Source organism: Paenisporosarcina sp. (assembly GCF_057785155.1).
Window position 1 is genome coordinate 40,074 of record NZ_JBYNRN010000006.1, and the last position, 25,487, is coordinate 65,560.

Annotated in this window: 28 protein-coding genes, 2 pseudogenes and 1 other annotated feature; of the genes and pseudogenes, 25 read left to right on the forward strand and 5 right to left on the reverse strand. The window is 35.7% G+C overall.

Features of this window, described 5'->3' with window-relative positions; genetic code table 11:
- Positions 1-4: 4 nt before the first annotated feature.
- The 5 genes from AC3EA5_RS01350 to AC3EA5_RS01370 all read left to right on the forward strand — a co-directional run bounded on the left by AC3EA5_RS01350 (position 5) and on the right by AC3EA5_RS01370 (position 3,334).
- A complete protein-coding gene (locus AC3EA5_RS01350; protein WP_488606753.1) occupies positions 5-751 on the forward strand; it encodes a uracil-DNA glycosylase family protein in 747 nt (248 codons plus the stop codon).
- A 131-nt stretch (positions 752-882) separates the two neighbouring features.
- Complete coding sequence (locus AC3EA5_RS01355; protein ID WP_488606754.1) at positions 883-1,413, forward strand: hypothetical protein; 531 nt, start codon at positions 883-885, stop codon at positions 1,411-1,413.
- A 248-nt stretch (positions 1,414-1,661) separates the two neighbouring features.
- Complete coding sequence (locus AC3EA5_RS01360; RefSeq protein WP_488606755.1) at positions 1,662-2,045, forward strand: DUF4871 domain-containing protein; 384 nt, start codon at positions 1,662-1,664, stop codon at positions 2,043-2,045.
- A 200-nt stretch (positions 2,046-2,245) separates the two neighbouring features.
- Positions 2,246-2,764, forward strand: a complete 519-nt coding sequence (locus AC3EA5_RS01365) for a YcxB family protein (protein WP_488606756.1) — start codon at positions 2,246-2,248, stop codon at positions 2,762-2,764.
- A 186-nt stretch (positions 2,765-2,950) separates the two neighbouring features.
- Positions 2,951-3,334 (forward strand): VOC family protein, encoded by a 384-nt coding sequence (locus AC3EA5_RS01370; RefSeq protein ID WP_488606757.1) that lies wholly within the window; start codon positions 2,951-2,953, stop codon positions 3,332-3,334.
- 194 nt (positions 3,335-3,528) lie between these two features.
- Here the strand turns inward: AC3EA5_RS01370 and AC3EA5_RS01375 are convergent, their stop codons facing one another.
- Positions 3,529-4,464: a hypothetical protein gene (locus AC3EA5_RS01375; RefSeq protein WP_488606758.1), complete on the reverse strand. Its 936-nt coding sequence runs from the start codon at positions 4,462-4,464 to the stop codon at positions 3,529-3,531.
- 149 nt (positions 4,465-4,613) lie between these two features.
- On the reverse strand, positions 4,614-5,846 hold the full coding sequence (locus AC3EA5_RS01380) for an MFS transporter (protein WP_488606759.1): 1,233 nt from the start codon (positions 5,844-5,846) through the stop codon (positions 4,614-4,616).
- A gap of 251 nt (positions 5,847-6,097) precedes the next feature.
- Between AC3EA5_RS01380 and AC3EA5_RS01385 the strand changes: the two are divergent.
- The 4 genes and pseudogenes from AC3EA5_RS01385 to AC3EA5_RS01400 form a co-directional block, all read left to right on the forward strand.
- Positions 6,098-6,421 (forward strand): annotated as a pseudogene (locus AC3EA5_RS01385) (VOC family protein); the annotation flags it as partial.
- A gap of 339 nt (positions 6,422-6,760) precedes the next feature.
- Positions 6,761-7,150 carry a VOC family protein gene (locus AC3EA5_RS01390; RefSeq protein WP_488606825.1) on the forward strand — a complete coding sequence of 130 codons (390 nt, stop codon included), beginning with the start codon at positions 6,761-6,763 and terminating at the stop codon, positions 7,148-7,150.
- A 124-nt stretch (positions 7,151-7,274) separates the two neighbouring features.
- Positions 7,275-7,895, forward strand: coding sequence for an NUDIX hydrolase (locus AC3EA5_RS01395; RefSeq protein ID WP_488606760.1), 621 nt, complete (start codon positions 7,275-7,277; stop codon positions 7,893-7,895).
- 93 nt (positions 7,896-7,988) lie between these two features.
- Positions 7,989-8,504, forward strand: coding sequence for a hypothetical protein (locus AC3EA5_RS01400; RefSeq protein WP_488606761.1), 516 nt, complete (start codon positions 7,989-7,991; stop codon positions 8,502-8,504).
- 83 nt (positions 8,505-8,587) lie between these two features.
- Here the strand turns inward: AC3EA5_RS01400 and AC3EA5_RS01405 are convergent, their stop codons facing one another.
- Positions 8,588-9,178 (reverse strand): hypothetical protein, encoded by a 591-nt coding sequence (locus AC3EA5_RS01405; RefSeq protein ID WP_488606762.1) that lies wholly within the window; start codon positions 9,176-9,178, stop codon positions 8,588-8,590.
- 248 nt (positions 9,179-9,426) lie between these two features.
- On the opposite strand from AC3EA5_RS01405, the gene AC3EA5_RS01410 reads away from it, so the two are divergent.
- The 5 genes and pseudogenes from AC3EA5_RS01410 to AC3EA5_RS01430 all read left to right on the forward strand — a co-directional run bounded on the left by AC3EA5_RS01410 (position 9,427) and on the right by AC3EA5_RS01430 (position 12,756).
- The gene (locus AC3EA5_RS01410) at positions 9,427-9,651 is read left to right on the forward strand and encodes a hypothetical protein (protein ID WP_488606763.1); all 225 of its coding nucleotides are present in this window, start codon (positions 9,427-9,429) and stop codon (positions 9,649-9,651) included.
- A gap of 120 nt (positions 9,652-9,771) precedes the next feature.
- On the forward strand, positions 9,772-10,263 hold the full coding sequence (locus AC3EA5_RS01415) for a DinB family protein (protein ID WP_488606764.1): 492 nt from the start codon (positions 9,772-9,774) through the stop codon (positions 10,261-10,263).
- Positions 10,264-10,444: 181 nt separating this feature from the next.
- The gene (locus tag AC3EA5_RS01420; protein ID WP_488606765.1) at positions 10,445-10,915 is read left to right on the forward strand and encodes a GNAT family N-acetyltransferase; all 471 of its coding nucleotides are present in this window, start codon (positions 10,445-10,447) and stop codon (positions 10,913-10,915) included.
- A 94-nt stretch (positions 10,916-11,009) separates the two neighbouring features.
- Positions 11,010-11,262 (forward strand) — a binding site (T-box leader).
- Between the two features lie 80 nt (positions 11,263-11,342).
- Positions 11,343-11,924: pseudogene (locus AC3EA5_RS01425) on the forward strand (GNAT family N-acetyltransferase).
- A 28-nt stretch (positions 11,925-11,952) separates the two neighbouring features.
- A complete protein-coding gene (locus AC3EA5_RS01430) occupies positions 11,953-12,756 on the forward strand; it encodes a methyltransferase domain-containing protein (RefSeq protein WP_488606766.1) in 804 nt (267 codons plus the stop codon).
- A 325-nt stretch (positions 12,757-13,081) separates the two neighbouring features.
- Here AC3EA5_RS01430 and AC3EA5_RS01435 read toward each other — a convergent pair whose 3' ends face one another.
- Positions 13,082-13,555 (reverse strand): SRPBCC family protein, encoded by a 474-nt coding sequence (locus AC3EA5_RS01435; RefSeq protein ID WP_488606767.1) that lies wholly within the window; start codon positions 13,553-13,555, stop codon positions 13,082-13,084.
- A gap of 362 nt (positions 13,556-13,917) precedes the next feature.
- On the opposite strand from AC3EA5_RS01435, the gene AC3EA5_RS01440 reads away from it, so the two are divergent.
- The 8 genes from AC3EA5_RS01440 to AC3EA5_RS01475 all read left to right on the forward strand — a co-directional run bounded on the left by AC3EA5_RS01440 (position 13,918) and on the right by AC3EA5_RS01475 (position 21,676).
- Entirely contained in the window at positions 13,918-14,631 is a 714-nt protein-coding gene (locus tag AC3EA5_RS01440) for an alpha/beta fold hydrolase (protein WP_488606768.1), read from the forward strand.
- Between the two features lie 216 nt (positions 14,632-14,847).
- Positions 14,848-15,147, forward strand: a complete 300-nt coding sequence (locus AC3EA5_RS01445) for a hypothetical protein (RefSeq protein WP_488606769.1) — start codon at positions 14,848-14,850, stop codon at positions 15,145-15,147.
- Positions 15,148-15,252: 105 nt separating this feature from the next.
- Positions 15,253-15,552 (forward strand): hypothetical protein, encoded by a 300-nt coding sequence (locus tag AC3EA5_RS01450; protein ID WP_488606770.1) that lies wholly within the window; start codon positions 15,253-15,255, stop codon positions 15,550-15,552.
- A 551-nt stretch (positions 15,553-16,103) separates the two neighbouring features.
- Positions 16,104-16,781, forward strand: coding sequence for a serine hydrolase (locus AC3EA5_RS01455; protein ID WP_488606771.1), 678 nt, complete (start codon positions 16,104-16,106; stop codon positions 16,779-16,781).
- 52 nt (positions 16,782-16,833) lie between these two features.
- Complete coding sequence (locus AC3EA5_RS01460; RefSeq protein ID WP_488606772.1) at positions 16,834-18,171, forward strand: amidohydrolase family protein; 1,338 nt, start codon at positions 16,834-16,836, stop codon at positions 18,169-18,171.
- Between the two features lie 152 nt (positions 18,172-18,323).
- Entirely contained in the window at positions 18,324-18,785 is a 462-nt protein-coding gene (locus AC3EA5_RS01465) for a GNAT family N-acetyltransferase (RefSeq protein ID WP_488606773.1), read from the forward strand.
- 595 nt (positions 18,786-19,380) lie between these two features.
- A complete protein-coding gene (locus AC3EA5_RS01470) occupies positions 19,381-20,577 on the forward strand; it encodes a M14 family zinc carboxypeptidase (protein ID WP_488606774.1) in 1,197 nt (398 codons plus the stop codon).
- 58 nt (positions 20,578-20,635) lie between these two features.
- Positions 20,636-21,676, forward strand: a complete 1,041-nt coding sequence (locus tag AC3EA5_RS01475; RefSeq protein WP_488606775.1) for a M14 family zinc carboxypeptidase — start codon at positions 20,636-20,638, stop codon at positions 21,674-21,676.
- Between the two features lie 151 nt (positions 21,677-21,827).
- Here the strand turns inward: AC3EA5_RS01475 and AC3EA5_RS01480 are convergent, their stop codons facing one another.
- Positions 21,828-22,547 (reverse strand): hypothetical protein, encoded by a 720-nt coding sequence (locus tag AC3EA5_RS01480; RefSeq protein WP_488606776.1) that lies wholly within the window; start codon positions 22,545-22,547, stop codon positions 21,828-21,830.
- Positions 22,548-22,756: 209 nt separating this feature from the next.
- Here AC3EA5_RS01480 and AC3EA5_RS01485 point away from each other — a divergent pair, with 209 nt between their 5' ends.
- From AC3EA5_RS01485 to AC3EA5_RS01495, 3 genes are all read left to right on the forward strand, one after another.
- Positions 22,757-23,077 carry a hypothetical protein gene (locus AC3EA5_RS01485; RefSeq protein WP_488606777.1) on the forward strand — a complete coding sequence of 107 codons (321 nt, stop codon included), beginning with the start codon at positions 22,757-22,759 and terminating at the stop codon, positions 23,075-23,077.
- A gap of 432 nt (positions 23,078-23,509) precedes the next feature.
- Positions 23,510-24,826 carry an ice-binding family protein gene (locus AC3EA5_RS01490; protein ID WP_488606778.1) on the forward strand — a complete coding sequence of 439 codons (1,317 nt, stop codon included), beginning with the start codon at positions 23,510-23,512 and terminating at the stop codon, positions 24,824-24,826.
- Positions 24,819-25,484 carry a class D sortase gene (locus AC3EA5_RS01495; protein WP_488606779.1) on the forward strand — a complete coding sequence of 222 codons (666 nt, stop codon included), beginning with the start codon at positions 24,819-24,821 and terminating at the stop codon, positions 25,482-25,484. Before AC3EA5_RS01490 ends, AC3EA5_RS01495 begins: the two co-directional genes overlap by 8 nt.
- The last annotated feature ends 3 nt before the right edge of the window (positions 25,485-25,487 follow it).

The window sequence follows — 25,487 nt, forward strand, 5'->3', positions numbered from 1 at the left end:
ATTCATGAGCATCGCTGATTATTCTAAATTCCATACATACAAAAATCTGATTCAATCTTTACCTGTTTCTTTTAATGATGAAAATTTACTCAATGAGCAGTTTTTACTGGAAAAAGACGATAAGAAAAAACTTGAAATTTATTATGCTCCTTTTGAATACGTGAACGAGAATGCCAAAGTTGTGATTGTTGGCATTACTCCTGGTTTACATCAAATGAAAAAATCCTACTCAACGGTATTGAATGTGATGGATCAGCAACTATCGGATGAAGATGTTCTTCATGAAGTGAAGAAAAACTCTAGCTTTGAAGGGCCGATGCGAAAAAACCTGATTCACATGCTGGATGAACTTGGCTTGAACAATAATTTGGGGTTATCATCTTCGAGTGAACTTTTCGATACGGCAAGCCATTTAGTTCAAACGATGTCGGTATTACCTTATCCTGTGTTTTATAACGGAAAAAACTATAGCGGGTCGACACCTAATATCCTCAAAACAGAAGTTTTAAAAAGACATATCCTTGACTACACAGCAGGCGAGCTTAACAAATTAAATGACTCACTTATCATTCCACTAGGAGTAAACGTCTCGAAGGTATTAATGTATCTTGCTGATAATGGCTTTATTAACAAAGAATCGATTTTAAATGGATTTCCTCATCCATCAGGTGCTAATGGTAACCGACATAAGCAGTTTGCTGCGAATAAAGAGGACATGCAACGAAAACTTCAAGATTATTTTGGAAGCTAGCTTCAATAAGGAAAGGGGAATTTTTCGAGATTTTTAATGGAAAATTTCGTTATAATTGTAACTAATGTTCTTTTCGTTCGTATTACAATTACAAAGTGAAATTACAAGTAATTATATATGGGGGAATAGCAATGAAATTCAAAATGTTAATTTTGGGTTTAATATCAATTGTTTTATTGGCAGCTTGTTTAGACCAAAATTCTGAAAAGGAATACAAGTTAGATGACGTTGTTGCTACTTTTAAAGGTAACGATATAACTGTAAAAGAAATTATTTCACAATTTTCTCTTACAGATGAAAATATTGAAAATTATTTGAAGCAGGAAATTATTATAGATGAAGCTAAAAATACTGGGGTTACATTTTCTGAAGAATCTATAAAACAATTGAAAAATATGGTATATCCTAATGCTGAATCAGTTGAAATGGAAAATTTCAATGCTAAAGAAGCAAAAGCACTGGGAATGACAAATGATGAATATTTCGATATGTGGACTTTGACTTATCTAAAGAGAAATGAATATTTTCAAACCTATATAAAATCAAAATTCGGTGATCCAACTTCCATTGAAGAAGGAGAAGAATGGGGAAAAGAAATCGAATCCTATATTAACAATCTTTACGATAGCTATATTGAAAATGATGTGTTAATTATTCATTAAACAAAATGGTAAGATTTATTTAGTTTGAGACTAGTTGAATACTTCCCAATCTGGTGGTTCCGTCAACTGGTCGTGCATAGATTAAATAAGTTCGTTCGACGATGGGATCATCCTTAATAAGACCCTTTTATTAAAGAAGGCTTTTTCTAGGTGACAAAGAATTATTAATAATTAGATGAAACAAAGGAGGCGTTAACATTTCGAATATTCATTTGAAGAGATGGAGTTTTCTTTTAGTTGTTTTAGTCTTGTTACTGTCAGGATGTACAGAAGATAAAGAGTGGACGCTAAGTCCTACATTTAATGTTGATAATCTCACTTTGCATGGAACGGAAGGAAAGTTTGGTATTACGAAAACGAATGGAGAGAGCGATGAATCAGAGTTTCCAGTAGTAAATCAAGGGAGATTGTATAATGTTTATTTCTTGGACAGTGCTAAAGATTTCAACGGTAAAAAGTATAAAATGATCGCAACTCATAAAGACACAGAAGATGCTGTTGAACTTTATGAATGGAATATAGAAAACAATCAAAGTGGAGCGAAATTCGGTCTTGATAAGACGGGTCTTTGGAAAATTGATGTAACTATTGATGAAAAGTCTTATACAAGTTTTGTTGTTGAAGCGAAATAAGGGGATTTCTTGAAAGACTAACTGGTGCTTAGTTATAGACCCGGCTGCTTTTTACAGGGCAGTATGTTTTTAATGAACCTAGTGACACTATTTACTTCGAGAACAATAGAGGTGAACTTCTGTCCCATCTGATATAGGATTATGCAACCGTCTTAATTATTAACGTGTGATGTTTGAAAACAACTTAGAGGAGATTATCAATGGAGATAAATTACAAGCTAACAGAAGAGGATTATCTGAAATTTAATTTGTTTCATATTAAAAATTCTAAAACTGCCATTAAAGCATTGAATATACAAAGGTTTTTACCACCTATATTCTTTATCATTGCAGCTTATATATTTACAACAGTTATGAGTGCGTCTCTCCCAGTGATGCTTATCATTTTTCTAACAATAAGTATTCTGTGGATTATATTCTATCCAAAGTATTTCTATAATTATATTATCCGTAATACTAAGAAAATGTTAAGAGAAGGTACGAGCGATGGATTATTAGGTGAACATCACTTGATTATGACAGAAGAAGGAATTGAAGATACTACTTCAAATTCGGATTCAAGAGTAAGGTGGTCTGGTTTTATAAATTTCGAAGAGGACAGCTACAATTTCTATCTTTATAACAGCTCGGTCAGTGCTTATGTAATACCGAAAAGAGAAATAAGCGATGTAGAGGGAATGAAAGATTATCTTAACTCGCACATTACCAGACAGAAATAGATCAAATTAAAAATGGGACTGCCTTTTGTAGCATCCCCTATCTATGAAACCGTTGCCAATGTCATGCCACAGTTCTTTTGCTAATTTTCATTGTCTCTAACATTTCGTACTGACAGAAACAAACTACATTTTGTTACATAATTAAAAAATGAGACAAGTACAATAAACAAGAAGAGAGTGAATTTTATGATTAGTAAAGTCGGTCAAATTATGTTGTATGTAAAAAACCAAGATGAAGCAGTGGATTTTTGGACGGAAAAAATGGGGTTTAGTGTAATTTCTGAAGAAGATAATGGTCATGGAATGAGATGGATTCAAATCGCTCCAACAAAAGAGGCTGAAACAAGCATTATTCTTCACAACAAGGAATTCATTGCGAAAATGGAATCAGGCATAAATCTAGGAACACCGTCATTAATGTTTTTTACTGAAAATCTCGATACATTATATACAGACTTCTCCAATAAAAATATTACTATCGGAGAAATTGTAAACATGCCATCTGGAAGAGTATTTAACTTTGCGGATAGTGAAGACAATTACTTTGCGGTGATGGAAAAAAGTGAATAACAACTAAATGGAAGAATGAAATTAAAACGACTGAGACTGTTTATATTGATAGATAATACTCGGATCCCATATATGAAAAAACCCCTAGTAATTCACTAATTGCATAAACTAAAAGACACCACCAATCTCTTTGATTGGTGGTGTCTACTTTAAATACATGAATTTTTAGATTCGGCTTATATGTGATTTTATGGCTATGACTCCGTTAAATTATTTTCAAGAATGTATCCACTATCCCAAGTACCGACGAGCAAAAATTCATCGTCATTGCCAAATTGAACGAAACAAGTATATGGAATACGTTCTATTCTTATAATTCCCAAATGTTCGCTATCCAATATAACGACACATGTACTATATGCGATAGCAATGAATTTCCCGTTTTTCGAAAGGGACATATTGAATACAATTGAAACCCCATTATTTGGAATTCTTAGGTTTTCTTTTTTTATTATATTTTTAAGGTCTGGGCTCAGTAAATGAATTTCATTTTTGTACAATGAGATATAAGTATTTAAATGATGATTAAAAACTAGTTCATCCCAAAACACACCTGGAGGTAGATTTAAGGTTTCCATGGAAAGATCATCCTCGTACACTTTCAAAATTTGATAATCCCAGTCATCGGTGAATTTGTTGATTTGAGAAATTTGAAATAAATGAGCATTCTCTTTTTCTGAATAGCTCGAATAACTAATATGGTAATGTTCATTAAAGTCCGTAATCGGATACCAGTTGGTGGTTTCCAAATCAAATGCCAGGATTTGCTCACGTGATTGGACTATCGCAATACATAGCACAATTTTTTTATTTCCTACAAATGCGCATCCACCATGTTCAATCATTTTATAGGATTTATTTGAAACAATTCTTTTTATGGGGCTGAAATTTTCTGTCTCGTATATATAAATATTCCCACTCGTATTTTGAATGATTACAAACGAATTATCCGGAGAGAATTTTACATCACCAGGATTTGTTGGTTTCGTTAATAAAACTTGATGATCCCAGTTTTGGTTTTCATAAAGAAATGTTTTCGAGCCTATCGTACGGCATACAAATTTAGCATCACTGGACATGACTAAATTGTAACTTTTATTAAATGTTTTCACGGTTTTCATTCCAAGCAAAGAATTTCAACTCCTGATCATATGGTTATAAGATAAGTTAACTATACTACAATTGCATAAACCACAAGACACCACCAATCGACTGTTGATTGGTGGTGTCTTGTGTATAAATGAAGTTGAATAGTCTCTATTGCACTACATACCTCAAATCATTTAGAAGGTAGCGTCTCTGAAGTGATTTTCAAATCTCGGGGTAGTGCAAGTCCTACAAGTCCAAGAATAGGTAAAAATGAAATGATGATCATCGTCTGATAGATACCAATGTGGTCCATTAAAATACCGATTGCGACTGCACCAATTGCCCCCATACCAAAAGATAACCCAACTGTTAGCCCCGCCATTGTCCCGATTTTACTCGGAACCAGTTCTTGTGCATAAACTACTGTTACTGAAAAACTTAGCATGATGAAAAATCCGATAAGTATTAGCAAGACAATAACTGCAGCTAGTGGCACATACGGCAAGAGAAGGGCTAATGGTATCGGGACTAAAAGCGATAGTACGATGACGTTTTTCCGCCCCATTTTATCTGCCAATGGTCCTCCAAAAAATGTCCCTACCGCTCCGACTGCTAGAAATAGAAAGATGATGAGCTGACCTTTTTGAATCGTTAAATCATAAGCTTCTATTAAATGAAAAACATAAAAGCTGGTTATATTCGTTACGTAAATGGACCTGGAGAAAATAATCATCAGTAAAAGACCAAGAGCAATACCTATTTGCTTATTCGTTAAATTGGCCATTGAAGACAATAATACTCTTTTACGATTTAGTAATTTTTCTTGTTCTAATTGTTCTTTATACCAAGCTGAGATCTTCATTAATATATAAACACCGAGCGCCGCGACTAATAAAAATAGAGCTGCTCCTTTTTGACCAAGTGGAACTAAGATAAATGCACTGATAAGTGGTGCTAAAGCTTGTCCAGTATTTCCACCAACTTGATAAATGGATTGTGACAGACCTCTTTTAGGTCCTGCTGCCATAAAAGACACACGAGAGCCTTCTGGATGGAAAATGGCAGAACCAAGTCCTATGAAAATGACGGATACAAGAATCATCCAATACTCCGGGGCAAACGCTAGGCCTGCCATTCCGAAAAATGAAAGTGTCATTCCAAATGGAAGTGAATAGGGCCTTGGTTTTAAGTCACTAAAATAACCAACAACCGGTTGTAGCACGGAAGCGACCATATTCAAGGCGAAGGCGATGAGTCCTAACTGTGTAAACGTAAGTCCAAGATCTTTTTCAAGGACAGGAAACATCGCCGGTATAACGGATTGAAGAGAATCATTTAGTAGATGGACTCCACTTATCGCAAATATGATTGGATAGACTGGATTGGAGGCCAGTGAAGATGAAGCTGTTTTTGCTTTTGTCATTATTACACCCTCAATCCTTCTAGACTCGAAATAAATAGATGAATATAGTATAGCAACCACTTTGAGAGAATGAAAGGTGACAAATACTCAATCCAAGGGTGACATTAGTTTTTCAGGTAAACATCTTTTATAATGATTGCTTGAAAAGGAGCTACTTTATTTCGTTCATCCTAAAGGCGTAGAATTCGTTCATCCGATAGTACATAGGGTTTGGTCATGAGGTTTTGTACAATTGACTTGAGGTGTTGAAAATGAAAATTCTGAGACTCGTATTGGAGACAGGCAATATTGAAAAAATGAAAAAGTTCTATACTGAAATTTTGGAGATGCCAATATTAAGATCAAAGGAAAGCTTTTTTACGGTTAGAGCTGGGAATACACATATTACGTTTCAGCAATCCAGCACTGATGAAGTTCACTTATATCATTTTGCTTTAAGAACTACTCTTTCTTTCTATGAGTATATGTTCAGGAAAATGAAAGATGGGAACGTGAATTTTTTACCTGATTCCGAAGGGAACTTGAGTCGGTATTGGAAAGGAAAACAAGTGTATTTTAAAGATCCAGACGGCAATATTGTCGAGATTTTAGAGCGGAAGATTCCTGATGATGAAGCTGCTTCGGGGTGGGTTGATGTTTGTGAAATCGGAATTCCTTCTGCAAGTGTTGAAGACATGAGTGAGTTCCTAACACCGATCAACAATGTGAATCAAGCAGAATCTGATACGTTTCGCTTTTATGGGGATGAGCTTGGAACTTTTATTTTGGTGAAAGAAGGTCGTAAGTGGTACCCGACAGATAGACCAGCTACGATTCATCCAATTGTGGTTGAAGTAGAGGGAGATACTTATCAAGTTTTGAAGCATTCCAGTTTACCCTTTACCGTTAAGTTGAAAAAGTCATGGTCTAGGGAAATGCCTGTGGTTCAGATGAGAATCGCAAGACCGACAGATCAATTAGACAAGATTATTGAGTTTTATGAAACAGGATTGGGACTGCAAAGAGTCGGTGATTTCTGGCAACATAATGGATATGATGGTGTGATGTATGGGCTTCCTGACACGAATTTTCATCTAGAATTTACTGCGCATGAAGTAGGTTCACCTTGCCCCGCTCCAACCAAAGACAATTTGCTCGTTTTTTATTTACCGAGTTGGGATGTAATGAATAAGGTAGGAAGCAGGTTGGAGGAGATGGGGTATCCAGAAGTTAAAGCGGAAAATCCTTATTGGGAAGATGCCGGAATTACGATCGAAGATCCAGATGGATGGAGAATTGTCCTGTTTTGTTCAACTGGGCTGTAATGAAAATTTCTGGACATTTAGTTGTGCGACTAACTTAAATTTGAATTAGCATCTTCTTTTATCATTCGAATTTTTTTCATGCTACCATAGGAGTATATGAAACTAGAAAATGGGGTGTTAACTTATGGACTTGGAAAAAATTAAGAATGGGTTAACTCAAAATCAACCTCTTTTTATAGGAGAGGAAACTGCGATGCGTTCGGCGGTTTTGATTCCGCTTGTTCAAGTAAATGAAGAGTGGCATGTCCTTTTTGAAGTTCGTTCACTTACAATGAGGAAACAGCCAGGGGATATTAGTTTTCCAGGCGGAAGAATTGATCCAACAGACGCGTCTCCAGTAGACGCAGCGATTCGTGAAACTCATGAAGAGTTAGGTGTTGCTCCATCAAGCATCCGCATTTTGGGACAGATGAGCGCGTTTATACCAACGTCGTCATTTGTTGTTTATCCATTTGTCGGGATTATCGATGACCATCTGACACATCAACTCAACAAAGTAGAGGTAGAAAAGATATTCACAATACCAGTCAAATGGCTATTGGATCATCAACCTTATAAACACTTGGTCCCTATGCAACCCAAGCCGTTGACCGATTTCCCTTACGATAAAATTGCGAACGGCAATCAGTACCAATGGAGACCACGGGACATAGAGGAATGGTTTTATGATTATGAGCAGTATACAATCTGGGGATTAACGGCTCGGGTATTGAAACATTTTATCGATACCTTAAAAAAGGAATAGTTATGCATATCAATCAACCTTCAATGATATACTTCCTGTAAGTAGTGGGAAGTATAGTGAAAAGCTCAAGGGATATAAATTGGAGGAATCTATATGTATGATCCAACCATTTTTGAGAATTTAAAAGTATCTTTTGAAAATCATGTGTATGACCTACACAATGTAATCCCCAAAATTAATATTACGAACCGGGTAGATCGAATGGACCTTTCCGTTATGGCGAGAGATTTTGCCATTGAATTTACACTTGTCGATCAACAAGACGTGACAGCGGAAATTGTATTAGAAGCTTCTTTAGAAGATCTATCAGCGGAGATATTGGAGACACCTGGTAAAAATCCTGGTTGTACCCTGGTATTACGCTTTAACAAACGTGTTGAAGATGTAACTGGTCAGTGTAAGAAGATTGAACAAGCCCTAACAGAGATTTGGGAATCTGACGTCCAGCTAACTCAAACACTGAGCTTCTTATACGGACAAGAAGAGTCGAGATACTTAAACACCATTGAAGTGGCATTTACTCATAAAATTAATGAGAAGCATATGGATGACATTGAAGATTTTCTTGAACATGTTTTAGAAACTTTGGAAGTTTTGAATGATATTTAAATAATCAAATAGCAGAAATGGGAAATGAGCGGTGACTTAGTCATCGCTCATTTTTTCAATCTATAGGTTTGGTTTCCTAGAGCTTAGCGTAATTCGACAGAAATGAGATACGCTTGCTCATAATCAGTAGCCCTTTGCAAATCTTCTTTTGTTTTTATATTATAAGTAGAGCTTCCAATACCAAAGTATGAAATTGCCCCAATTACTTTACTTTCTCCAATAATCAAGGGGCCTTCATTTACACCTTCAGAGGTTGAACCGAATTTCATTCTTTCTTTTCCATCGATATTATTCTTAAAAGAACCAGATGTTTGACCATCGTCTGTCATGGTCGATATTAACCATTTTTCCTCATTTTCATTTACAGGTTGTTGAATGAAGGCAACTCTTATCGTATCATCAATATTTTCTTTTTCGATTCCTGAACCCATTTTGCAAACCTGACGCAGAAGTTTCCCATTTTCATAATAATCAATTGTCCCAATGATTTCCGTGATTTCATCATTATTTATTTCCATATCAAAAATAAAGGAACGATCACTCGTTAGATCAACAAGACCTTCTTCAAACTTTGTCAGCTCTACATGTTTAACAACTGCATCGCCTTTTGATTCCTTTGTACAACCAGTGAGTAGTAATAATGAAAGGACCATAATAGTTGTTAAATACTTCAAATGAAAACCCCGCTTTTTAATATAGTATATTTTAATGACCGTTTTTATGATAACTATGAAGTAATAGTTATTATTTCCGTATTTACATATTTTAACATATGGTGAAGGGTTATCCAAGAGGAAAAGTCAGATAATTTATTTAAATGGGTTAAAACAAACGTGCTGCAGGGAAGTATTGTTTTATTGACGAAGTGAAAGATGCATTCGATTATTGATCTCAATAATGTCCAATTGGTGAGGGGTTCATGATGAAAGAATTCAAAGTTACATATTTCTTTGATGAAGAGCATTACATCAGAAGGTTTATCCATATGGAGACCCAAGAAAAAGCAGAAGAGTTGATTCAAAGTGAGCGGGACCAACACATTTCGTTTACGGACAGCAGAGGAATTTATCATGAACTGGATACACAAAATGTTCGAGTCATTCAAATTTCTGAGTATCACAGAGTGGATAAAAGTAAGAAGAAGTAATGATAAATCGAAGTTTACTAACAGGACAATAAATATACTTTGTTGAATCTACTAATGACACATCATTTTATTAAGAATAATTCTGGGGTGTATAGAAAAGTACATAAAGGGGTGTATGGAGTGAATCAAACTGAATATGAATGGGTTAAACAGACTAGAGAACTAATTCTTGATTTTTGTCATGATCTAGATCCAAATGATTTTATTCGCCAAGTGGATGGATTCGGATTTCCAAGTATGAGAGATTCACTGGTACATATATCAGACTGCTATCATGCTTGGCTAGGCTCATATGTTCTATTGAAAACCAAGAAGCCAATTACTACAAAGGAAGATATGGCTGAGATGGGTTTGGATGAAATAAAAGTTCGTTTTGATCAAGTAGATTTGTATGTGAAAGAGGTATTTGAAGTATTCTCGAATCACATGGATGAGTCAATTCAAAGAAAGATTCCTTGGAGAGTAGATGGAGAACTACTATCAATTACGCCTGGTAAATTACTTATGCATACTATCACTCACGAATTCCATCACAAGGGTCAAATAGTAGCCATGGCGCGTCACCTCGGTTATGAACCTCCAAGTACAGATGTGTTAGGAACAAGGGATTAAAGAGATTCAGCGGCTAAACGATGGATATGAATATATAGGTGAATATCGCGTAAAAGTTGATAGTCACCTTGACCACAACAATACCTGGATACAAAAATTGTTGATAATAACGAGATTTTTAATCTCTTATTAATGTTTTCTGTTCTCTTTTAAAAAGTAAGGAAATGGAAGTGGAAATAAGATGGAAATAAGACTAGCCACTTTAAACGATCCGCAACAAGTGTTGAGTGTATTAAATAAGGTTACGATAGATTTGCAAAAAAAAGGTATTAACCAATGGGATTATCCTTGGCATGAAGATAAAATTGTAAGCGAAATTAAAAATAACCATACATATGTTTTGCTAATGGGCAAAGAAGTAGTTGGTACATTTTGTATAAAAGACATAGATTCTTTAAGCGAATTAACAATTAATTCTAAGAGTATATATTTGTCTCAAATTGCCATCCTCCCCGAATACCAGGGTGATAATTTGGGTTTAGTAATAATGGACTTTGCATGTTCTTTTGCAATCGAAGTAAATAAGACGATTTATTTAGATTGTTGGGCTGGAAATGACAAGTTAAAAGAATTTTATTTGAATACTGATTTTAAGTATCAAGGCGATTTTCCAGAAGACGATTATTTTATAAGCATCTTTAAATTCAATTAATTCAATCCTTTTTAAACGGCTAAGTGGTGAATTGTAAATAATATATTATTTACAATTGTATGAAAAATTGTTAAACTCAACTAAATTAAATATTGTTGATGCGTTGAAGAGAAGAGTAGTTAAGAAATAGATTATTTTCAGAGAGCTTCCTGCATGGTGAAAAGGAGTAATAATCAACTTAATGAATAAAGTCTCGGAGCTTCTTACCAAGCTAATTTTTCTATTAGGGATAGTAAGACGGAATCTGCCGATATACGGATAGGGTATGGCTGTACCCAAAGAGGTTGATGTAGTGATATGTTAACAAACTAAGGTGGTACCACGAAATTACAACTTTCGTCCTTAAGATTAAATTCTTAGGGGTGAGAGTTTTTTTATTGTCTATTTTTGAATTTCTTTAGAGAGAAGTATAAAGGAGAGAAATTATATGAATTCAACACTATTAGAGGTGCCATCTTCTTTAGATACAGAAAGGTTAGTACTAAGAGCCCCAGCATATTCTGGAGAAGGTAGCGTAGTGAACGATGCAATCAAAGCTTCTATAAATGAACTAAAGGCTTGGCTCCCATTTGCACAAGCAATTCCTACACTTGAAGAAACTGAAAGTAATCTACGGGAAGCCCACATGAAATTTTTGCAAAGGGAAAATTTCCGGTTTCTAATCTTTCTTAAAGAAACCCAAGAATTCGTTGGAACTGTGAGCCTTCAAAATATTGATTGGGGTATTCGGAAATGTGAAATTGGCTATTGGGGAAACACAAAGAGTAGTGGCAATGGATATATAACTGAGGCCGTGCAAGTATTAACTGATTTTGGGATGAATCAAATCAATCTTAATCGGATAGAAATCAGGTGAGAATCTATTAACTTTCCAAGTCGTGCAATACCTGAAAAGTTAGGATACAAGTTAGAAGGTATTCTCATTAATGACAATCTGTCAGCCGATGGAAAAAACCTGACCGATACTTGTATTTATGCAGTAACTCCGAAAAGTTACTCAATAGTCTAGTTATTCAATAATAAAGGAGGAAATTGGTATGGATAGCTTGGAAACGGTCAGAAAATTTTATGATGAAACAGTTAACGATGAATGGGAACGACTCGATCGACACAAGGTCGAGTATGAACTTACTAAACGTTACTTAAATCGTTATATAAAACCGAATGACAAAGTCTTGGATCTAGGTGGTGGTCCTGGAAAGTACTCGCTCTATTTGGCGGAACTTGGCTGCGAAGTAACATTGGCGGATCTTTCACAAAAAAATGTGGATTTTGGGTTGAATAAAGCAGAAGAGCTTGGACTCCCTCTAAGTGGTATGTGTGTAGATAGTCGTGATTTATCAAGTATTGAGGATGGGCAATACGATCATGTTCTTTGTATGGGGCCGATGTATCATTTGAAAGATGAAAATGATCGGGTGAAAACGATAAATGAATGTTTAAAAAAATTAAAACCAAACGGAATTATTTTTGTGGCATTCGTTTCATCCTACTCATTCGTTTGGGATTATTTAATACGAAATCCGGATTTAATTCTAGCTGATGAACGGAAATCACAACTAAATGTAATGCTAGATGATGTGAATTTTGTGGGAGAAGGGTTTACAGATAATTTCTTTATTCGTCCTAATGATGTTCTTCCATTTTTTGAACAATTTAATCTTAAAAAACTTAATTTAATTAATTGTGAAAGTTTTTTATATCTACGTGAAGCAGAACTCCTTAATCGATCACCCGAAGTGGTATCAGCATGGTTGGACTTGGCAGAGCAAGTTTGTGAACGTAAAGATATGCTGAGTTTAGCAGAACATATCATGTATATTGCTAGAAAAAAAGAATAATTTTTTCCAATTTACTGTGTTTTAGTTGGAGAAACGGCTGCTTTTTAAATGGCAGTCTCTTTTTTTAAACCTAGTAGAATTCTTCCTAATCGAGGTGTTATCTCATCCTAAGCTGTATGAGCGATACAACCCGGGCTCAGTTATTCATAGTGGATTGATTTTATTAGCGAATCTAGTTTTTTGTTCAACTCCCAAGAAAACAAAATATACTTACATCGTAAAAATGACTAAACAAAAAGTGACGCTACTCGTTAATTTATAAAAAGGTAGCGTCCTTTTTTGGAATGTAATCCTTTGAAATCACCCTTCACCATACACCTACTTTTTACAGTGAAATTAACTTAACCCCCAATGAATCTGATATCCCTTTTGCACCTTCATTCATAACCTGATTGTGGTTCCATACGAAAGCAGGCCGTAATAGAGGAGCCAACTTATTCATCCATTGTTTATTGGTATTAACTTTCCAAATGTATTGTACGTGAGTGATTGAGCCTTCTTGTGACAATGTCCAAATACCTTGTCCTTCTAACTCTCCAAATGCCTTAATTTCAAGGTAGGTGGGGCTTACCAGTTTCACTACTTCGGATTCGAACGCCAACTTATAAGGTAACTTGGTATTGAAAAACAACATAAATCGATCCCCAACCGCGAGTTTGGTTGACTCTTTCTTAATCCTTTTTGAGTCCAACCCCTTCCACCATTCTCCGTAGTTAAATTCATTAATAAGGTCCCAAATTTGTTCGATGTCTGCTTCAAACTTCCAGTTGGTTTCAAAATTATAATGATAAATCGACATATGTATGACCCTCCGAAGTACTTTTTGGTTTATATGGATGTATACCCAAAAGAACATAGGTCATTAACATCTATTCAGGTCAAGTTTTGACACTGTGCGGTGGCTCAGTTGTAAAAATCGAGGGTCACGTAGGAAAAAAGCGTAGTGACGTAGGAAAAAAAGAGGTTCACGTAGGAAAAATAGCCATTGACGTAGGAATTCCCCGAAAAACACTGGAGGTAGATTAAATCAATTGAATTGGGATTTAAAGGGATATCGATATTTATAGCGAATGTAATAATTAAACAGTTTCATTTATATAGGCTTTCATAAGATGAAAAATGAAATGGATAAGTGGATAAATTTAGAAAAGTGGGATGACTTTGTTATTACATACTGAAGTTTTTGGGGATGGGGAACCAATTGTATTCCTTCATACGGGATTACAAACTGGTTTACTTGATTTTACATATCAGAGAGAATATTTTAAAAATAATTTTAAAGTCATTCTTCCGGATTTAAGAGGACATGGTAAATCAATTGAAGATGATATTTCGAATTTCTTTGAGGACTCTGCAAAAGATTTATTTGAAACTCTCGATTATTTAGGAGTGGAATCAGCACATATTGTTGGGTGCTCATTGGGTGCATTAGTTGGCTTATACTTTGCTGAAATGTTCCCGCAAAACGCAAAAAGTCTATGTTCTGGTATTTTACCGGAGAAACCAAACAACTGGCTGGAATTGCACAATGAAAACGTAGAAGGTCAGACTCAATTATTACATCATGAAGAATCGGTAAAATACTTTGATCGTATACATAGGTCTGATTGGAAGCAGTTTCTCTATATGGGGCGAAATGAAGAATGGTATCCATTTGAAGAGACAAAAGATTTGGATGGAATTGCTTGCCCTGTTCTATATATGGTTGGTGAAGGAAATAAAGAAGAAACAAAAGGCGCTATCGTGTACCCGTTAATGAAAGAGAAAGTGCACGTATCAATCATTCCCTTTGCAGGCCACTTAGTTCATTCTGATCAACCAGAAATATACACAAAAGTGCTAGAACTATTTATTAATAAGGGAGATAAAGTTTAATTATCTTATCGATATCAAAAGGGAGCTTAGAATATGGGATGGTTAATTTTTGTTGTAATTGCCTATTTGCCGATTATTTATAGAATCAATAGACGTCTAAATTATTTGGAAAACGAAGTGGAAAGACTAAATAGAGAAAAAGACATCATTTAACTTTAACTAGAAATCTTTTTTATCAATACTAGAACAAAGTGAAATAAAAAAGGAGGGGGATTTTTGGAAACGTTTAAAAAGTATTTGCTAAGTAATATCCTTTTAATTGGCTTTCATATTTTAATGTACTTCACAGCAGCCATGGGTTTTGGCAGTGGGAGTCCTAATCCGCCTCAAATGGTTGTTTTTCAAGCGATTCTTATGATGTCTGTTACTGGAGCTTCTCCTAACCTTTTTATCTTTCTATATTCCTTATTTAAAAAAAAGAATATTGTAGAAAATGCGCTATGGGCATTAGTGTTTTCATTGATTGTAATGGTAGCTTATTTCACAGTATTTTGGGAGCTGCTCAGGTTGTCGTGATAGTTTTTGAAACAATCAGGACAGCCATGTATTAAGAGTTTACATAGTTAAAGGTTATATTTCCCTCTAATTATTAACATAGTGAAATGAAAAAGGAGGGGTCTTTTGAAAACGTTTAAGAAGTATTTGCTAATTAATATCCTTTTAATTTTCTTCCACGTTACGATGTTATTCATCGCCGTCATGGGGATTGGTGGAGGAACTGGCCATCCCTCTAAAAGTGAAATGATTAAATTTATACTGTTCTTTTCTAGCGTTGGGGCGTCTCCTAACCTATTGGTTTTTCTGTTTTCTGCGATAAGAAGAAAAAGCATAAGAGAAAATGCACTATGGGCAACTGTATTTTCATTGATTGTTATGGTAGGTTACTTCACTGTATATTGGAAGCTGCTCAGGATGTCGTGAATGTGATTGAAACATATCAGTTAAGAGTTTATATATTTTGAAATTTAAATTACTGATCATTTATAAAATAAATGGCAACTGAGTTATTTAGAAAATGATGTGGAAACACTATAAAGAGAAAAATTCGATAGTTTATTGTGGTCTAGACGGCCAGAATTATAGATGAGCAGACGGTAAAAATCTAACCGATACTTGTATTTACAATAACGGAGTAAGAGACTAGACAACTAATGAAGTATTTAATGGAATGTTCATTTTGATGCAATATACTTATCACCAAAGTCGTTAATAATTTTGGGAAATCCAAGCAACCGAAATTAAATTTTCGGTTGCTTTTGTCGGTACTAACATTTCCTTATAAGGTAATTATTACAATTATATGAAAATTAAGCATTTTGAAGGAGATGTTGATGTGACTGGCGAAGTAGGGGGAGATAAGAATTTAAAGTCGGATTTAACCTAGGGCTTACGCCATTTTGGAAGTCTCACTAATTTAAATAACCAAGAAGAAACCTCTGCAGTTGGTAAAGGAACTTTTAAAGGAGCAGCACATGAATACTGAAAATGAGATAAGAGAATTAGTCCCATCAACTAGTAAATTAGGATTCTATTTATATGACACGATGTCGGATGAACACTTAGTAATTAATGGAAATGACTGGTTTCCATTAGCAAGTATATCGAAGTTACTTACAGCCATCATAGGATTATTAAAGAATACGAACATCGAGCGAGAAGTAATTATAGATACAATAAGCAAACATTGTGGTACATCATATAAAAAAATAATAGAAACCATTTCAGATAAAGAAATAAACCAGGAGCTCAACAAATTGGATATTGACTTACATGTTCATGAAAATAATCAGGACAAAGTAAGGAATTGCGGAACTGCCAAAGGAGTTTTTGACATTCTGTTTGGTCTATTGAAGGGAAAAATTATAAGTGATTATTCAAAGGAGCTGATAATTGAAGGACTAGAGCTCCAAAATGATTTGGATGGTTTTAGATTTACAAAAGAATACAATTGGATTCACATGACAGGTGGTCTTGAAGGGGTCTGCAATGATGTTGGATATGCTGAGCTAGGGGACCGGGAAATTATTGTGATTGGCTTACTTGAAACTAAGGATCCCAATGTAGAATGGCATGAACTCGAATCGGCATTACAGAAAATCGGTAAATACTTAATGGAAGATTATAAAAATCGTAATGACAGGGGTAAATAAATACATACATTTTAAGAGTTTAAAGTTAATAAGCGTCAAGAAGGAGAACTCTATGTATCACTTGAAAAATGGTTTTGTATTAGATATTGAAAGTGGGCAATTTAAACAAGCTAACATAGTGATTGATCATGGGAAAATAATTTCTATAAACCAAGACCAAGATGTGCATCCGGATACATCGGAAAAAATAGACGTAACGGGAAAGTTTATCATTCCAGGTTTAATTGATATGCATGTACATATTAAGCATAAATTTGCACATTTATTTACTGCTTCAGGAGTAACAACAGTTCGAAATACGGCTGGGAATGTAACGGAGTTAGAGACGTTGCGTTATGCGCCTTATGATGCGGCAACCCCTCGAGTTATTTCAGCGGACCGACTTATAGACGGGCCACCAGGATTATGGGGTGATACGAGTCCTTGGAATCTTAATGTCTCCACGGTTGAAGAAGCAAAGAATGAGGTAAGGAGACAAGTAACTGCAGGTGCAGATTTAATCAAAGTGTACGGTTGGTTATCTGAGGAGAATATGAAAGCCATTGTAGATGAAACAAAGATACATAACTTGGAAGTTAGTTGTGATTTGATTTATTCCACGAATGTAAATGCAGTAGATGCTGCTAGGATGGGAATTAAATGGAATGAACACGCATCAGGCATTCTTCAAATATTGTTTCCGAAGTGGTCCATGCAAGCTGAGGATGCAATATGGAATGAAATCGATTGGGAAAAAGATTATGTGAGTAAAATAGAGCCGATTTGTCAGGAACTAATCGATCATGGAGTTATTATTTGTCCGACATTAACACCTTACGATCAGTTAAATCGAACTCCAAATGTGTGGAAACCAACTCGAGAAATGCCAATGTCATTACTAAATCCACAAAATCTTGTTGAACATTGGACAAGAATGGAGCCTTACAAAGAAGCATTCAATAAACAAGGAAAGCCCATACATATTATCAAACAGATAGTAAAAGTCTATCACGTACTTGGTGGGAAAATTGTGGCGGGTACAGATACGCCAGCAAGAGTTTGGACATTGCCAGGACTTGCTCTTCATCGAGAATTACAACTTCTAGTTGAATGTGGATTAAGTGAATTAGATGCACTTCAATGTGCAACTACACATGCAGCCACTTCATTAGGCCTTGAGAATGTTGGGGAAATTAAAGAGGATTTTATAGCTGACTTGCTAATATTAAATGAGAATCCCATAAAGGATATTGAAAACACATTATCCATCAATCGGGTCATTAAAGGCGGAACAGTATATGAACAGCAAGAAATTTTAGATTTAGTTCCAACAGATGAAGAAGATCAAACACTAATGGAGCAGTTTATTAATGATTTTCAAGACGGAAAGTTTACTGGAATTCTCGCCTAGTTCAATAATTAACTAAATTACATTAACGGGAGGCATTTTATGTTGTTATATCATTGATTTTTTCTGAACGTCCTTGGGCTTACAAGTTATCAGGAGCGGTCGGAAATAATACTTCGTCCGCTTACTAGTGTGTTTTTTAAGGAGTGTTTAGATTGAAGCTAAAATTAGAAAAAGTGAATGAAGAGGAATTTGATGAATATATGGAGTTTCTTATGCTAGATTATGCTCAAGATTTGTCTGAGAATTTTATTATTCCCTTAGATAAAGCAACAGAAGAATCTAAAGGCTTGATGAATGAGTTACTTTCGAATAAACAAAATTCAGATGATCAATTCTTATTCACTATTCATTGTCCAGAGAAACAAGAAAAAGTAGGAATGATTTGGTATAGTATACAGTCGGAAATTGATAGAGCTTATATTTATCATATCTATATTAATGAAGGTTTTAGAAAGATGGGCTATGCCAGTTCGGTACTTAAAGATTTAGAAGTGATGGTGAAGAGCTCAGGAATAACATCCCTAGGTTTAAGTGTTTTCGGAAATGGTGCTCACAGGCTCTATAAAAAGCTAGGATATCAAACATTTTCTATTTCAATGGGGAAGAACTTGTAAGTTAGAAGGGCAGGATTCGAAATAATATAACAACAATTGAATAATCAAAAAGACACCTCCACCCAATAAATTTATGGGTCTGGAGGTGTCTTTACGGACGATAAAGTAGACGCTGTTTTAGTGAGCTCCCTTGGCATATGTTACTTCATAACCGTGACTGTATACTTAGAAAATGATGCCGAACTGATCTTCTATGTAACATTTATTATTTACAATTATAAGAACCAACAGCTAGAAAACCATTGGTACTTTTTTGTGAATTTTCAAGCATCGTTCAGAATCAAGATGTTGCAAAGAGTGTGAAAAGCGCTGTTTTCTATTTTTTATGTAGTTCTAATGACTAAATACTTCGACCTACGAAGAAAACTATTTAGCAGGACGAAATGTTTATCGTTTGAGATGTCTTTTGGTATATACTTTATCAATTGGATTATAAATACATATTACGAAAGAACTGAATATTCAAAAAACATTTACTCTTCAAATTTTCTTTGCTATGATGTCTGCGAATCAATGACAAAAAATAGAAATAAGGAGGGGTGAATTAAGTACTAAGATTAATGAGGATTATTTCAATTTAAAAGGAGTGGATATTGTGAAGAATAAGTGGGCTAGTACAATTGGTATTTTAGGTTTATGTACGTTCTTGACTTTACCCGTATATGCGTCTGAGGCGGTTAGTAAACTAGAAACACATCATCACGACAATTCCATTTCAGGATTTATCAGCCACAGTGAATTACAAAAAACTCTTAGCCAAATTGAAGCAAGTAGCAAAGGAATTGTTCAAGTGGAAGTGGCTGGTCAGTCACATAATGGCTTGGATATTTTCACAGCAACGGTTGGCACTGGGGATAAAGTTATTCTTATACAAAGTGAAATTCATGGGAACGAAAAAACAGGTACGGTAGCACTCCTGAATATATTGAAAAATCTTTCAACTAACTCCAAACAAGCACAAGAAATACGTAAGGAATTGACACTTGTTTTTATGCCAATGATGAATCCAGATGCATCTGAGGCTGATAAACGGAGAAACAGCATGACATGGGATGAAGTACTAGACGATTTCCCACAACTCACTGATGCTAAACCATCATGGAATTATTTGGACCGAGGCATCAGCCAAAGTTATAACTATGGGGAAAATCCTGGTTTTGACGTAAACCGCGACTTCAATCCGAATCTAAATTATGTGCCTGAAGCACAAGACTTTCCTGGTGCTTCAAATACACCAGGTTGGTTCATTACACCAGAATCACAGACTGCTCGAGATGTATATAAATCATTAAAAGATGAGTACGGAAATGTAGATGTCTTCATCGATCTACATCATCAAGGTATGTACTACGTAGATGGTACAGATGATGAAGTAACGCTTTCCTTATCAGCACAGTTTGTTCCGGATCCAAATACTTCGGAAGGTGCTAAATACGCCGAATATGCGGAAAACTATAGGTACGATTATTCAAGACAATTAAATGTAGCTGCTTACAATGAACTGCAGTCTTACGGTGACTCTAAATTAACGAATATCTCACTTTATTCCCAAGGACTTGACCTTCCAGGAACAGCACTGGGTAGCTATGCATTAAATGGCAGCGGAACAGTACTTTTTGAAGTAAGAGGACAGACTCAAATGATGGGGCAGAAAGAAAAAGGACAACTTGTAAGATCAGTAGAACAAGGTCTTACTGGAATTATCGAAGCGGTAGCTGATGGTTCAGTTGAAACATTGAATCCGGAAGATTACGAGAATATTCCGCTTACATCTAATAAACCAACCAACTAATTATGAAAACGTTTGAATGATATTGGAAAAAATGATGAAAACAAAGGGAGGAAATTGTATGAAGAAAACGGTTCTTAATTTATCCATCGTTGGAGCGATGATGCTGAGCGTATCGTCTATCGGTACTCCTATTGCAAACGCGGTCGGAAATGGTCCTACTTATGGAGGGAATGAAACGATTAATACTTCTATACTCCATACCTATGATGAAATGGTAGACTACCTAAAAAAAGAAGAAGCAAAACAACAAGATATGGAACTTGAAGTAATTGGCCAAAGTATCAAAGGAAGGGATTTATATTTGGCGAAATATATGAAAAACCCTGAAAATCCTACGATTCTGTTTTTAACCCAACAGCACGGAAATGAACAACTTACAACTGAGGGTGCTCTTGAATTTATTAAACATCTAGGTACAAACAAGATGAAAGGTGTTACAGACGAGGTGAATATCTTAATTGTTCCTATGCTGAATGCAGACGGAGCTATGGGTGATGTGGACTTCTCTCTTGATGATTATATCGCAAAGGGAGATCGAAATTTAACTCGATATAATGCGGCGGAAGTAGATTTGAACCGTGATCATGTAACTAAAATCCAACCAGAAACAAAAGCACTGCATAATAATGTTATGAAGAAATATAATATTGACTATATGATTGATCTTCATCATCAGGGAGCAAGAAGTGAAAGAGACGGTAAGCTTGTTTCTGGGTCCATTCTATATCCGACAACTCCAAATGCTGATCCCGAAGTAGTAGAAAAGTCGAAACGACTAGGTGCAGTTGTGTTTGAAGCAATCGATGAAAAAGGCTGGGGCCACCTCGGTAAATACAGCGGGGGCTCTGCTGAAACAATCAGCAGAAACGGTATAGCCGTAGAATATGGTATATCGACACTGTTATTTGAAATGCGTGGAATGTCCGATCATGAGTACGACTCATATGTATTAGGGCAAAAGAGTAACGGCTATTTGATTAAACAAACTATTACTACTCTTGAAGCATCAGTTCAAGCAATTGCAGATGGTTCGATTGAAAATAAAGACACATCGTTTTGGGATTCACTGGCTTACCAAACAATACGTCCATCAGAGTAATTCAAAAAATACAACTGTAGGTCATTATGTTTAAAACAGCTTAGATTCTAAATTGTTTTGCCAATAAAAAATCAAAAAACAGGTATAAGGGAAAGACCTTAATACCTGTTTTTTTGTTTATTATAAATTATGATCTGATCGAATTTAGGCTTTACAGATCTTCGTATGAAGACATCTTGTCCATATTACTCGCGATCATAGCAATGATTGTGCTCGCCTCTTCTTTTGTAAACGATAAGGTACTTTCTTCTTTATAGAACTCGTTGTCTTCTGACCAGTATCGATTGACTCTTTGGAGAACGCCGTTACCAGTAGCACTGACAACACCAAATTGATAGGTTACTTCAACTTCATCGTCGATTTGGAAAGCAGTAACTTCAGGTGTTTCCCATTCAATTTCAACCTCTTTAAAAATGGTCTCATCATCGTCATCGTCTACTAGAATTTCACCGACGTAATAATCTTCGCCATCGTCAGCTTCTAAAAGGTAGTCATCTTCGTTATCAATTTCATCATCATCTTCTTCAACCTCATCAACAGCTACAAACATATCACTGTCACCGTTTATGAAATCATGGAAGCTGTCATGAACAGCGTCAATGACATCCTCAATATCTGCGAGAATAATTCTCGCTGGTTGTTCGAATTCATAATCAAAAGTTTCTACGTAAAACTCTTCATTATGTGGGTCAAAGAGGAGGGTACAGAAGTAATCCCTTTCGTTACCTTCCGTCTCGACAAAAAATTCGACTCGTGGATGTTTTGCACTTTGATCTATCGTCATCTGACCGACTTGATCATATTCTTCACAAATCGAATTCAGATGATCTTGAAGCTCACTAGTTACTCTGTTAAACCATTCCATCGACATGCTTGAGCCGCCCCTTTTAATTTTATTCTGCCTTCAATCATTTATGTTTGCCAAATTTGTGTATTTTATTACATGCCATTTAAATCCATTTAATATGGAGACCATTATTACGAGAAGTTACAAATTAATTATACGTATAATAAACTACCGGTTCCGAATACTAACGAAGCTGTGAAATTTCCAGTAAACGAATGAAGGAGGATGATTAAATGAGATTTTTTGCATGGAGTGCTGTCGGAGCTGCTATTTTTGGTGTTGTAAGAGGAATGAAGAATGGGAATATTCAACAATTAATTAAGAACTTCCCGAAAAATATGAAAGCAACGAACTTACAACAAATGATGCAGCCATTAGCAACAGGAATGACACAGCCATTAGCAGCAGGAATGACGCAGCCATTAGCAGCAGGAATGACACAGCCGTCAGCAACAGGAATGACGCAGCCATTAGCAACAGCAATGACACAGTCATTAGCAGGGAAGAGCAACAATTCTTCAACCAAAAACGCAACAAAAAAACAAGGCGTCTGATTTGTTCTGAAGTGGTCTGAATAACCATTTGCTAATAATTATTTCATTTAATCATAAAAAGTAACCCATCTTGAGTTAAGGCTCAGATGGGTTATTCCTATTTACGAACCAACCTGAAAATGTAAGGTTTTTGTAGTAGGAAATCCCAATTCATTGCCTATTATTCGACAAAAAATTCAATTCGGGATTCGGGATGTTATACTGAAGAGACTCTTCTCTATAACTAATCAAACGTATGAGGAGTTCTGAGAAGATTATTGATAGATAAAAAACTATCTTATTCTAATAGTTGAAGCTAATATTTTGTTAATTTTTCAAACATACTACTGTAATATCCTAGTTTTAGCATGTTTAACCCTTTCTCTAATTGACAGAATTTTCTTCAAATAGTATATTAGGTGAAGATATATATAAAAAATACAGAGGTGACTTATGAAATTGAATAATTATAAATCGACATCTTTCTTCCTTATTCTATTACTTTCCTTTATCGTTTTCACATTACCTGTTAGTGCAGTAGCCGTAGCTCCGGGTCTTGGAGCGGCAAGTCCATATGGAATTTTGGGTGCAACTACGACAGTAACTGAATCAACTCAAATATTGGGTAGTCTTGGAAGTGGAGGGGCTACAGGAACTGCTACTGTTACCGGTTCTACAGATGTAGCAAATGCAGCTTATAATTCAGCCTTTACAGATTTTAAGTCAGCTATGTCTAATGCCGATTCACAACTAGCTGAATTTACTCCATCAACATCGGACCTTGGAGGTCAAACATTAACACCAGGGGTATATAAATTTACTAATGCTGTGTCAATCGGATCAAGTATGACACTTAACGGCAATGGGATTTACATATTCCAAATTGGTGGTGCACTTACTACCGCTGCCAGTACACAGATTCAATTATTAGGTGGGGCACAAGCATGTAACATTTACTGGGTAGTCGATGTGGCAACCATTGGAGCAAACAGCGTTTTTGAGGGAACTTTAATGAGTAAATCAGCTATAACACTTGGTGCTGGCTCTTTGACTAACGGCAGAATGTTGGCGCAGACTGCAGTTACAGCTAATGCAGCCAATACTAGAATCAATGTGCCGCAAGCATGTGCTACACCAACACCAACACCGGTACCAACACCAACACCAACACCAACACCAACACCAACACCAACACCAACACCAACACCAACACCAACACCTGAACCAACACCAGTACCAACGCCTGAACCAACACCAACACCAACACCAGAACCAGAACCAACACCAACACCGGAACCAGAACCGACACCAACGCCAGGAACTGAACCAACACCAACACCTGTTACAGAACCGACACCAACACCAGAACAACCAACTGTTCCAGGTACTAAGGATGATTCTTCTTCAGTGGATGTGAAAATCAACTCTGAGGGAAGCATGATTATTCGTGCCGTGTTACCTAATGACGTTAAAGAAACAGGTACTTGGATTTTTAATATTGGTGGAAAAATATACAAAGTAAAAGGTAGTGAAGATATTACCTATACTGCAGATAATGTGCCTGTTGGAACTTACAAAGTAAATGTACAATTCATCGCGGATGACAATGGAGAAGTAATCGATCTTGGTTCGTTTACCGTGTCTGTACCTACTCTTACAGGAGGACAACTTCCAGAAACATCTACACCTTGGTATAACCTATTTCTTGTTGGAACTGTTCTATCGCTGATAGGCTTAGCAATCTTGATAAGAAGAAAAGTTTATGCATAGAAAACGTTCATTTATAAGTAAGATTAAAATAGCTCATATGCTTTCCCCGGGATTATTGATCCTGGGGATTAGTATTATTATTTGGGCATCGTTTCAAATTTATAATCATTCTGTCCCAACATCTGCCCCCATAACACTAAAAAAAGAACTATTCGATACGGTTACCCTCAACCCTGATACTAAAGATGTAAAAACAGAGGTAGTAACAGATGAAATCCTGTATCCGATAAGACCAACGGATGGTGAAAATATAGGAAACCTAACGATTCCAGCAATAAATCAAGTGATACCAATCTTTCATGGAACAGATGAGGATGAATTAAAGAAAGGTATTGGTCACTTTTCTGGCAGCGTTCTTCCGGGGGAAAATGACAATTCTGTTTTATCAGGACATCGGGACACTGTATTTAGGGAATTGGGTCAGCTGCAAATTAAAGATCAATTGATTGTAGAAACAACAGCAGGTACATTCACTTATGTAATCAGAGAAATTAAAATTGTTGATAGCAACGATAAAACCATTATTACGCCAACAAATAGTTCAGTCTTAACCGTAACCACTTGTTATCCATTTGATTTCATTGGAAGTGCACCAGACCGATACATCCTTATTGCTGACTTGATCACTAGCGAACAAGTCAAACCTGTTTCCCTATAGGCT

Bases quoted from the DNA above. Each gene is read 5' to 3' on its own strand.
- AC3EA5_RS01475 (WP_488606775.1), top strand. From the start codon at position 20,636: ATGAAGAAAACGGTTCTTAATTTATCCATCGTTGGAGCGATGATGCTG.
- AC3EA5_RS01420 (WP_488606765.1), top strand. From the start codon at position 10,445: ATGGAAATAAGACTAGCCACTTTAAACGATCCGCAACAAGTGTTGAGT.
- AC3EA5_RS01460 (WP_488606772.1), top strand. From the start codon at position 16,834: ATGTATCACTTGAAAAATGGTTTTGTATTAGATATTGAAAGTGGGCAA.
- AC3EA5_RS01395 (WP_488606760.1), top strand. From the start codon at position 7,275: ATGGACTTGGAAAAAATTAAGAATGGGTTAACTCAAAATCAACCTCTT.
- AC3EA5_RS01430 (WP_488606766.1), top strand. From the start codon at position 11,953: ATGGATAGCTTGGAAACGGTCAGAAAATTTTATGATGAAACAGTTAAC.
- AC3EA5_RS01485 (WP_488606777.1), top strand. From the start codon at position 22,757: ATGAGATTTTTTGCATGGAGTGCTGTCGGAGCTGCTATTTTTGGTGTT.
- AC3EA5_RS01490 (WP_488606778.1), top strand. From the start codon at position 23,510: ATGAAATTGAATAATTATAAATCGACATCTTTCTTCCTTATTCTATTA.
- AC3EA5_RS01380 (WP_488606759.1), bottom strand. From the start codon at position 5,846: ATGACAAAAGCAAAAACAGCTTCATCTTCACTGGCCTCCAATCCAGTC.
- AC3EA5_RS01410 (WP_488606763.1), top strand. From the start codon at position 9,427: ATGAAAGAATTCAAAGTTACATATTTCTTTGATGAAGAGCATTACATC.
- AC3EA5_RS01495 (WP_488606779.1), top strand. From the start codon at position 24,819: ATGCATAGAAAACGTTCATTTATAAGTAAGATTAAAATAGCTCATATG.
- AC3EA5_RS01365 (WP_488606756.1), top strand. From the start codon at position 2,246: ATGGAGATAAATTACAAGCTAACAGAAGAGGATTATCTGAAATTTAAT.
- AC3EA5_RS01355 (WP_488606754.1), top strand. From the start codon at position 883: ATGAAATTCAAAATGTTAATTTTGGGTTTAATATCAATTGTTTTATTG.
- AC3EA5_RS01455 (WP_488606771.1), top strand. From the start codon at position 16,104: ATGAATACTGAAAATGAGATAAGAGAATTAGTCCCATCAACTAGTAAA.
- AC3EA5_RS01480 (WP_488606776.1), bottom strand. From the start codon at position 22,547: ATGTCGATGGAATGGTTTAACAGAGTAACTAGTGAGCTTCAAGATCAT.
- AC3EA5_RS01435 (WP_488606767.1), bottom strand. From the start codon at position 13,555: ATGTCGATTTATCATTATAATTTTGAAACCAACTGGAAGTTTGAAGCA.
- AC3EA5_RS01370 (WP_488606757.1), top strand. From the start codon at position 2,951: ATGATTAGTAAAGTCGGTCAAATTATGTTGTATGTAAAAAACCAAGAT.
- AC3EA5_RS01390 (WP_488606825.1), top strand. From the start codon at position 6,761: ATGCCTGTGGTTCAGATGAGAATCGCAAGACCGACAGATCAATTAGAC.
- AC3EA5_RS01350 (WP_488606753.1), top strand. From the start codon at position 5: ATGAGCATCGCTGATTATTCTAAATTCCATACATACAAAAATCTGATT.
- AC3EA5_RS01400 (WP_488606761.1), top strand. From the start codon at position 7,989: ATGTATGATCCAACCATTTTTGAGAATTTAAAAGTATCTTTTGAAAAT.